This is a genomic window from Acinetobacter sp. YH12116 (assembly GCF_013418895.1).
Lineage (GTDB): Bacteria > Pseudomonadota > Gammaproteobacteria > Pseudomonadales > Moraxellaceae > Acinetobacter > Acinetobacter indicus.
Genome location: NZ_VPBE01000051.1, coordinates 1 through 7523 on the forward strand (window position 1 = coordinate 1; position 7523 = coordinate 7523).

6 protein-coding genes are annotated in these 7523 nt (G+C 48.1%); 4 read left to right on the plus strand and 2 right to left on the minus strand.

Annotated elements, in window-relative coordinates:
* From FTU54_RS14705 to FTU54_RS14715, 3 genes are all read left to right on the plus strand, one after another.
* A partial coding sequence (locus tag FTU54_RS14705) for an acyl-CoA dehydrogenase family protein (RefSeq protein WP_257223826.1) occupies positions 1-581 on the plus strand: 581 nt, incomplete at its 5' end.
* 230 nt (positions 582-811) lie between these two features.
* The gene (locus tag FTU54_RS14710) at positions 812-2233 is read left to right on the plus strand and encodes an MFS transporter (RefSeq protein WP_075174549.1); all 1422 of its coding nucleotides are present in this window, start codon (positions 812-814) and stop codon (positions 2231-2233) included.
* A gap of 49 nt (positions 2234-2282) precedes the next feature.
* Complete coding sequence (locus FTU54_RS14715) at positions 2283-3512, plus strand: CaiB/BaiF CoA-transferase family protein (protein ID WP_160241245.1); 1230 nt, start codon at positions 2283-2285, stop codon at positions 3510-3512.
* Between the two features lie 97 nt (positions 3513-3609).
* Here the strand turns inward: FTU54_RS14715 and FTU54_RS14720 are convergent, their stop codons facing one another.
* Together FTU54_RS14720 and FTU54_RS14725 are read right to left on the minus strand one after the other, a co-directional pair.
* Positions 3610-4518: an alpha/beta fold hydrolase gene (locus tag FTU54_RS14720; protein WP_180074875.1), complete on the minus strand. Its 909-nt coding sequence runs from the start codon at positions 4516-4518 to the stop codon at positions 3610-3612.
* 21 nt (positions 4519-4539) lie between these two features.
* Positions 4540-5085, minus strand: a complete 546-nt coding sequence (locus FTU54_RS14725) for a PadR family transcriptional regulator (RefSeq protein ID WP_180074876.1) — start codon at positions 5083-5085, stop codon at positions 4540-4542.
* A 134-nt stretch (positions 5086-5219) separates the two neighbouring features.
* On the opposite strand from FTU54_RS14725, the gene FTU54_RS14730 reads away from it, so the two are divergent.
* The gene (locus tag FTU54_RS14730) at positions 5220-7244 is read left to right on the plus strand and encodes an NADPH-dependent 2,4-dienoyl-CoA reductase (protein WP_180074877.1); all 2025 of its coding nucleotides are present in this window, start codon (positions 5220-5222) and stop codon (positions 7242-7244) included.
* The last annotated feature ends 279 nt before the right edge of the window (positions 7245-7523 follow it).

Here is a 7523-nt window from a genome sequence, read left to right on the forward strand (position 1 = left end):
GGCTGTCTGCGCCTGCGATTCACGGCAAGGTCGGTTTACGTGCTTCCATCACCGGTGAAATTGTAATGGATAACGTATTTGTCCCAGAAGAAAATGCTTTCCCAGAAGTCCGTGGCTTAAAAGGTCCGTTTACCTGTCTGAACAGTGCCCGTTACGGCATTGCCTGGGGTGCGATGGGCGCGGCAGAGTTCTGCTGGCATACCGCACATCAGTACACCATGGACCGTAAACAGTTTGGTCGTCCTTTGGCTGCCAATCAGTTAATCCAGAAAAAACTGGCCGATATGCAAACTGAAATCGCTTTAGGTTTACAGGCAGCGTTACGTTTTGGCCGCATGAAAGATGATGGTATTGCCTCGATTGAAGGGACATCTTTAATCAAGCGCAATAACTGTGGCAAGGCACTGGATATTGCCCGTTTGGCTCGTGACATGATGGGCGGTAACGGCATTTCTGATGAATTTGGTGTGGCGCGTCATCTGGTGAATCTGGAAGTGGTGAATACCTATGAAGGGACGCATGACGTACATGCCTTAATTCTGGGCCGTGCACAGACCGGAATCGCTGCATTCTGTAATTAATGTCATAGAAAAATAGCCAGGATGTTCAGGATGAACATCCTCAGGATAGTTGTGTCTAAAAAATCTGATTCATAACGTAAATAAAGGATTCATCGGCAGACTCTCGGGTCTTGCTGTGGGCGAGTTTTGGCTGTCATGCGCTACTGAATAAAAAAGAATAAAAAGCAGAAAGGCAGAACCCATAGCAAAAAATACCGGTGACTCATTTGGGAAAATGAGGTAACGACAAGATGAAAAACGATATACACGCTGAAGCCGGAACACTGGGCTTAAAACTGCCATCGAATGTGGGTACCGCCCATCGAATTAATAAAAACACCTGGAAACTGGCCTTTATTTTTGCCTTTGTGTCTTTGGTGATTGATGGCGTAGACATCATGCTGCTGTCTTTTAGCTTAACCAGTTTAAAAGCAGAATTTGGTTTAACCACGTTTCAGGCCGGAATGCTCGGCAGTGCGTCACTGGCCGGCATGGCCTTAGGTGGCATTTCCGGTGGCTGGGCCTGTGACAAATTTGGACGGGTCAAAACCATTGCCTGGTCGGTAGTGTTTTTCTCGATCATGACCTGTATTTTAGGTTTTACCCAAAATTATGAACAGTTCATGATTTTACGTTTTATTGGTGCCTTTGGTTTAGGTTCACTGTATATGGCCTGTAATACCTTAATGGCAGAGTATGTCCCGACCAAATACCGCACCACGGTGCTGGGGACTTTGCAGACCGGTCAGACTGTGGGTTATATCGTGGCGACGCTCATGGCCGGGGCGATTATTCCCGATCATGGCTGGCGTATGCTGTTCTATGTGACTATTATTCCTGCCGGCTTTGCCTTAATCTTCATGCGCTTTGTACCAGAACCAGCTTCTTGGCAGGAAGCCAAAATTGAACAGATTAAACGCCGTGAACTAAAACTTGAGGCACCTCAGCACGTACCGGAAAACCCAGCTGCTGCACCGTCTGAAAGTATCTATAAGCGTATTTTTGGCCATCAGAACCACCGTAAAATGTTCCTGCTCTGGATGACTACTGCGGCCTTTTTACAGTTTGGTTATTATGGCGTAAATAACTGGATGCCGACCTATCTGGAAACCGATTTAAACATGAACTTTAAAGCCCTGACCGGTTATATGGTCGGTGCCTATACCGCCATGATTCTGGGTAAAATTCTGGCCGGTTATGCTGCAGATAAGTTCGGACGCCGGATTACCTTTGTATTTGGTACGGTCAGTACAGCGGCCTTCCTGCCAGTCATCATCTTCTTTAACACGCCGGACAATATTGCCTACTTGCTGGTGACCTTTGGCTTCCTGTACGGGATTCCATACGGTGTCAATGCCACCTATATGGCTGAAACCTTCTCGACCGATGTACGCGGTACAGCCATTGGTGGTGCCTATAACATGGGACGTCTGGGCGCAGCGATTGCACCGGCAACCATCGGGATGATTGCAGCAGGCAGCTCTTTCACCATGGCCTTTATTGTGATGGGTGCCGCCTACTTCATTGCCGGGGTGATTCCAGGACTGCTGATTCGTGAGCGTCAATATGATCCACAGCAAGCCAGTCTGAGTGCGCAAAACACCAACGTGGAAACGGGGCAAACAGCGGCTGCCAGCAATGATGTCAGCGTGAAACCAGCCACAGTTAAATAAAAATAAAAGGATCGCGGGGGAGCATCCCCCGGATCTAGCGGAGGATAAGATGGGTGCATTACAAGGAATTCGGGTACTGGATTTAAGCAGGGTATTGGCGGGTCCATGGTGCGGACAGATTCTGGCGGATTTAGGCGCAGAAGTGATTAAAATTGAACGGCCACAGGTAGGCGATGATACCCGCATGTGGGGACCGCCCTGGATGCCCGATGCACAGGGCAACGCTACCCGTGAATCCGGTTATTTTCAGTGTGCCAACCGCAATAAATATTCGGTCAGTGTCGATATTGCCAGTGAACAGGGCCAACAGCTGATTCGTGAGCTGGTCAAAACGTCCGATGTGATCATCGAAAATTATAAGGCTGGTTCGCTGGCCAGATATGGACTGGATTATGCCAGCCTGAGTGAACTGAATCCGCAATTGGTATATTGCTCGATTACCGGATTTGGTCAGGATGGACCGCGGGCAGCAGAACCGGGTTATGACTTTATTATTCAAGGCATGTCTGGCCTGATGAGCATTACCGGCGAACCGGATCATGAACCGGGTGGTGGTGCACAGAAGGTCGGTGTGGCGGTGGTGGATATTCAGACCGGACTGTATGCCACGGTGGCGATTCAGGCAGCATTATTGGCGCGGCATCATACCGGACGTGGACAATATATTGATCTGTCTTTATTGGATGTTCAGGTGGCAACGCTGGCCAATCAGGGCATGAATTATCTGAGCAGTGGCCAGTCACCGCAGCGCATGGGCAATAAACACCCGAATATTGTGCCGTATCAAACCTTTAAGGCTAAAGATAAGGAATTTATTATTGCCTGTGGTAATGACAAACAGTTCAAGGACCTATGTCTGGCCATTGGTTATCCGGAATTATTGAACAATCCGAAATTCTTACGTAATCAGGACCGGGTCAAATACCGCGATGAGCTGATTCCAGCTCTGGCTGAATTTTTCCTGAGTCAGGATGCGGAGGAATGGGTGCGCCGGATTCATGCGGTCAAAGTACCGGTCGGTGTAATTAACTCGATTGAAGATGCCTTGGCTGAGCCGCAAATTCAGCATCGGCAGATGCTGGTTAATTTGCCGCACAGTTTAAATGCGCAATTTAAAATGATTGCATCACCAATCAAGCTGTCAGATACACCGGTCGAATACCGGCAGGCACCACCGCAACTGGGTGAACATACGGCCTATATTTTGTCCCGCTTTAAATCTACCGAAGAACTGCAAGCTTTAAAACAGCAGGGCATTATTGATGGGGAAATTGCCTAGCGCTTTGCCTTGATTGTTAGTCTTCACTTGCTTTTTGCCGAACCTCACACTGTTCGGCTTTTTTTATTGAGTGCGCTATAAATATTGATGTAGATACTTACTGATGCTGCAATAAAAAGCGTTTAATTTCGCGGGCAAATTTCAGCGGCTCAGTCAGTAGCGGAGTATGCCCTGATTTTTCAAACAACACCTGCCGTGCCTGTGCCACACTTTGGGCAATCAGGGTTTGTCCCTGTACCGGATAGAGCACCGATTGCACCCCGCTAAAAAACACCGTAGGACAGTTCAGCTGGCTTAAAGCCTCGCGATAATCTTCAGCATGCTCCAAATAGTTGCGGATATACCAAGTCATATAGTCCAGTCGAGATGAGGGTAACAGCAGATGTTGCAAACGTGGCTGTTGCAGGATTTTACAAAAGATGGCTCGCTGGCGAGGGTTGTTATTTTGCAGCTCAATAAACTGCATCCATAAAGCAAACAGTTGATCTTTGGCTGTGTTATTTAAATCGTGAATCCACTGGAGATGTGCGTGTTCCGTAAATAGCGCGTACAGTTCAGATAAAATCTGTTTGAAGCGGCTGTGCTGCTGGCCAAACAGGCCATAGGCCCAGTGTTCATCCACCATGATTTTCGGGGTCTGATCAATATGCAAATAAGCTTTTAACTGCGCTGCCAGCTGTCCATATTGCATACCATGCATGGCAGTGGTCGCACCCATCGAATAGGCAACGATTATAAACTGTTGCAGCTGTAGTTGCTGAATTAAGGATTGCACATCCTGCCAGTGGCTGGAAATGGCATCCAGCTCCGGAATACGGCACTGTTTCGAACCGCCAAAGCCGCGCCAGTCGGGGATAATAAAACGGAACTGTTTGCGTAGCGGCCACAAAAACGGCAGCCATTGCCAGCTGTGCATGCCCAAACCGGACAGCACCAGCACTGGTTGGCCCTGACCAAATTCACGTACAAATAAACCTTCGCCATCGGGCATGACATAATACGGCATGAGATTTCATTCCTTGAAATTTTATTGTTGTTGATCAAAAGCTTTTAGCGCCGGAATCACCGCTTCCAGCCAGCGAATCCAGCCGATTTCCTGCTCGATACCCAGCTGTAAAATCATTTTATGAATATATAAGGTACGATTTTCGTCGGTCTGCGGGGCAAAGTCTTTGGCATAAATCGCCTGATACAGCTGCAATTTTTCCCGATGCAACTGTAAATGCCGCTCTAGCTCGGGCAAAACCTCATTACCGCCGAGTTGTGCTTCGGCCCGTAAACGCACCATCAGTTCTTCACGGAGCTGCGCCGGAGGACTTTGCTTGACCATCCAGTCGGCCAGCTCGACCCGACCTGCGGCTTCGACCTGATAGGTTTTTTTACGGCCTTGGGCATCTTCTTCAGCCAAAGTAGAAATCCAGCCTTTGCTGAGCATACTGTTTAATTCACGATAAATCTGCTGATGGGTGGCATTCCAGAAAAAGCCCATCGAGCGATCAAAGCGCCGGGCTAGTTCAATGCCCGTGCTGGGTTTTTCAATCAGGCTGGTGAGTAACACATGGGCTAAAGACATAGATGAGATCATGCAAGTATGAATCTAAAATATTATGCAACATGTTGCATAAAAGTCAAAATTCGCATATAAATTTATGCAACAAGTTGCATTAACATAAAAATAGCCCGCTTTGGGCCACCCAAGGAGAGAATATGTCGAATTATCCGCATCTGTTAGCCCCGCTTGATTTAGGCTTTACCACCTTAAAAAATCGCGTACTTATGGGTTCTATGCACGTGGGGCTTGAAGAAGCACCAAATGGTTATGCACGGATGGCAGCATTCTACGCAGAGCGCGCCAAAGGTGGCGTAGGCCTGATTGTGACCGGCGGGATTTCTCCAAATGATGCCGGCTTAACCTTTGCAGGCGGCAATAAACTCGACACCCTGGCCGAAGCTGAAAAACATAAAGTGGTCACCCAAGCCGTGCATGAAGCGGGTGGTAAAATTGCCTTGCAGATTTTGCATACCGGACGTTATTCCTATCAGCCAGATATTGTGGCGCCATCCGCGATTCAGGCACCGATTAACCCGTCTAAACCGCATGCACTCACCTCGGCTGAAGTGCAGCAGACCATCGCCGATTTTGCCAACTGTGCCAAGCTGGCCAAATATGCCGGTTATGATGGCGTTGAAATTATGGGTTCGGAAGGCTATCTGATTAACGAGTTTATTGCCAAGCGTACCAATCATCGTGATGATGAATGGGGCGGCAGCTACGAAAACCGGATTCGCTTTCCGATTGAAATCGTGAAACGTACCCGTGCTGAAGTCGGTGAAAACTTCATTATTATCTATCGTCTGTCAATGCTGGATCTGGTCGAAGGTGGATCAAGTTTTGAAGAAGTGGTGCAGCTGGCCAAAGAAATCGAAAAAGCGGGTGCGACCATTATTAATACCGGTATTGGCTGGCATGAAGCACGTATTCCGACCATTGCCACCAAAGTGCCGCGTGCGGCTTTTAGCTGGGTCACAGAAAAGCTCAAAAGTGAAGTCAAAATTCCTTTAATCACCTCCAACCGGATTAACACCCCGGAAATGGCAGAGCATGTACTGGCGACTGGCCAGGCCGATATGGTGTCGATGGCGCGTCCATTTTTGGCAGATGCCGATTTTGTAGTAAAAGCCGAGCAGGGCCGTAGCGATGAAATTAATACCTGTATTGCCTGTAACCAGGCCTGTCTGGACCATATTTTCTCCATGAAAATTGCCTCCTGTCTGGTCAATCCGCGTGCCTGTCATGAAACCGAACTGATCTTTAAAGAAGCCAGCCAGCCGAAAAACATTGCGGTGATTGGAGCGGGTCCAGCCGGTTTAAGCTTTGCAATTTATGCGGCAGACCGTGGTCATGAAGTGACGATTTTTGAAGCCTCTAACCAGATTGGCGGGCAGTTTAATATTGCCAAGACCATTCCGGGCAAAGAAGAGTTTTATGAAACCTTGCGTTATTTCAAACGTCAAATTGAGTTGCAGCCACGCATTCAGCTAAAACTGAACCATACGGCCAGCTTTGATGAGCTGAGCAAAAGCAGTTTTGACGAAATTGTGGTGGCAACCGGGGTGACTCCACGTCAGCTGGACATTGACGGGATTGATCATCCTAAAGTCCTGAGCTATCTGGATGTGCTGAAAGAGCGTCGACCGGTGGCGAAACGGGTTGCGATTATTGGTGCTGGTGGAATTGGTTTTGATACCGCAGAATACTTAAGTCATGCCGGTGAAAGTGGCAGTCTGAATCCGGAAAAATTCTATGATGAATGGGGGATTGATACCGAATATGAGCATGTCGGTGGCCTGAAACCGGCACAGGTAGAAGCCTCCAATCATGAAATCTATTTATTGCAGCGTAAAGCATCTTCGGTGGGAGCAGGCCTGGGCAAAACCACCGGCTGGATTCATCGTACCGGCTTAAAAAACCGTGACGTTAAAATGATGGCCGGCGTAAGCTACCAGAAAATTGATGATCAGGGGCTGCATATTACGGTCAATGACCAGCCGATGCTGCTGGAAGTTGAAAACGTGGTGATCTGTGCCGGACAAGAATCTTATACTGCTATGTACGATCAGCTGCAAGCTGCGGGTAAAAATGTGCATCTGATTGGCGGTGCCAAGGAAGCCGGTGAGCTAGATGCCAAACGCGCAATCCGTCAGGGCGCAGAGTTGGCGGCGAAAATTTAATCTAATTCCTTCTCCCTCTCCCTATGGAAGAGCGCTGGGGAGAGGGTGAATAACCGCCTCTGCCCTGTGCAGCAGGGTTGCTCATCTTCTGGAAGCTGAGGGAATTCACTGAATAGAATCAACTCCTTCCTTTGAAAAAGGGAGGTTGGGAGGCATTGCTGTCCCACAATTTTTCACAAGAGGAAGCTCATTTGAGCTTCCTCTTGTTTTATGGGTATTTTATCGGGTGAAAATAAAGCTTTTAAAGTTCTTCTTTCAAACAAATTCACTTGAATTATT

What these genes read in the sequence shown, in the direction of transcription:
- FTU54_RS14725 (WP_180074876.1), bottom strand. Translation starts at nt 5,085, where the DNA reads ATGTCTTTAGCCCATGTGTTACTCACCAGCCTGATTGAAAAACCCAGC.
- FTU54_RS14715 (WP_160241245.1), top strand. Translation starts at nt 2,283, where the DNA reads ATGGGTGCATTACAAGGAATTCGGGTACTGGATTTAAGCAGGGTATTG.
- FTU54_RS14720 (WP_180074875.1), bottom strand. Translation starts at nt 4,518, where the DNA reads ATGCCGTATTATGTCATGCCCGATGGCGAAGGTTTATTTGTACGTGAA.
- FTU54_RS14710 (WP_075174549.1), top strand. Translation starts at nt 812, where the DNA reads ATGAAAAACGATATACACGCTGAAGCCGGAACACTGGGCTTAAAACTG.
- FTU54_RS14730 (WP_180074877.1), top strand. Translation starts at nt 5,220, where the DNA reads ATGTCGAATTATCCGCATCTGTTAGCCCCGCTTGATTTAGGCTTTACC.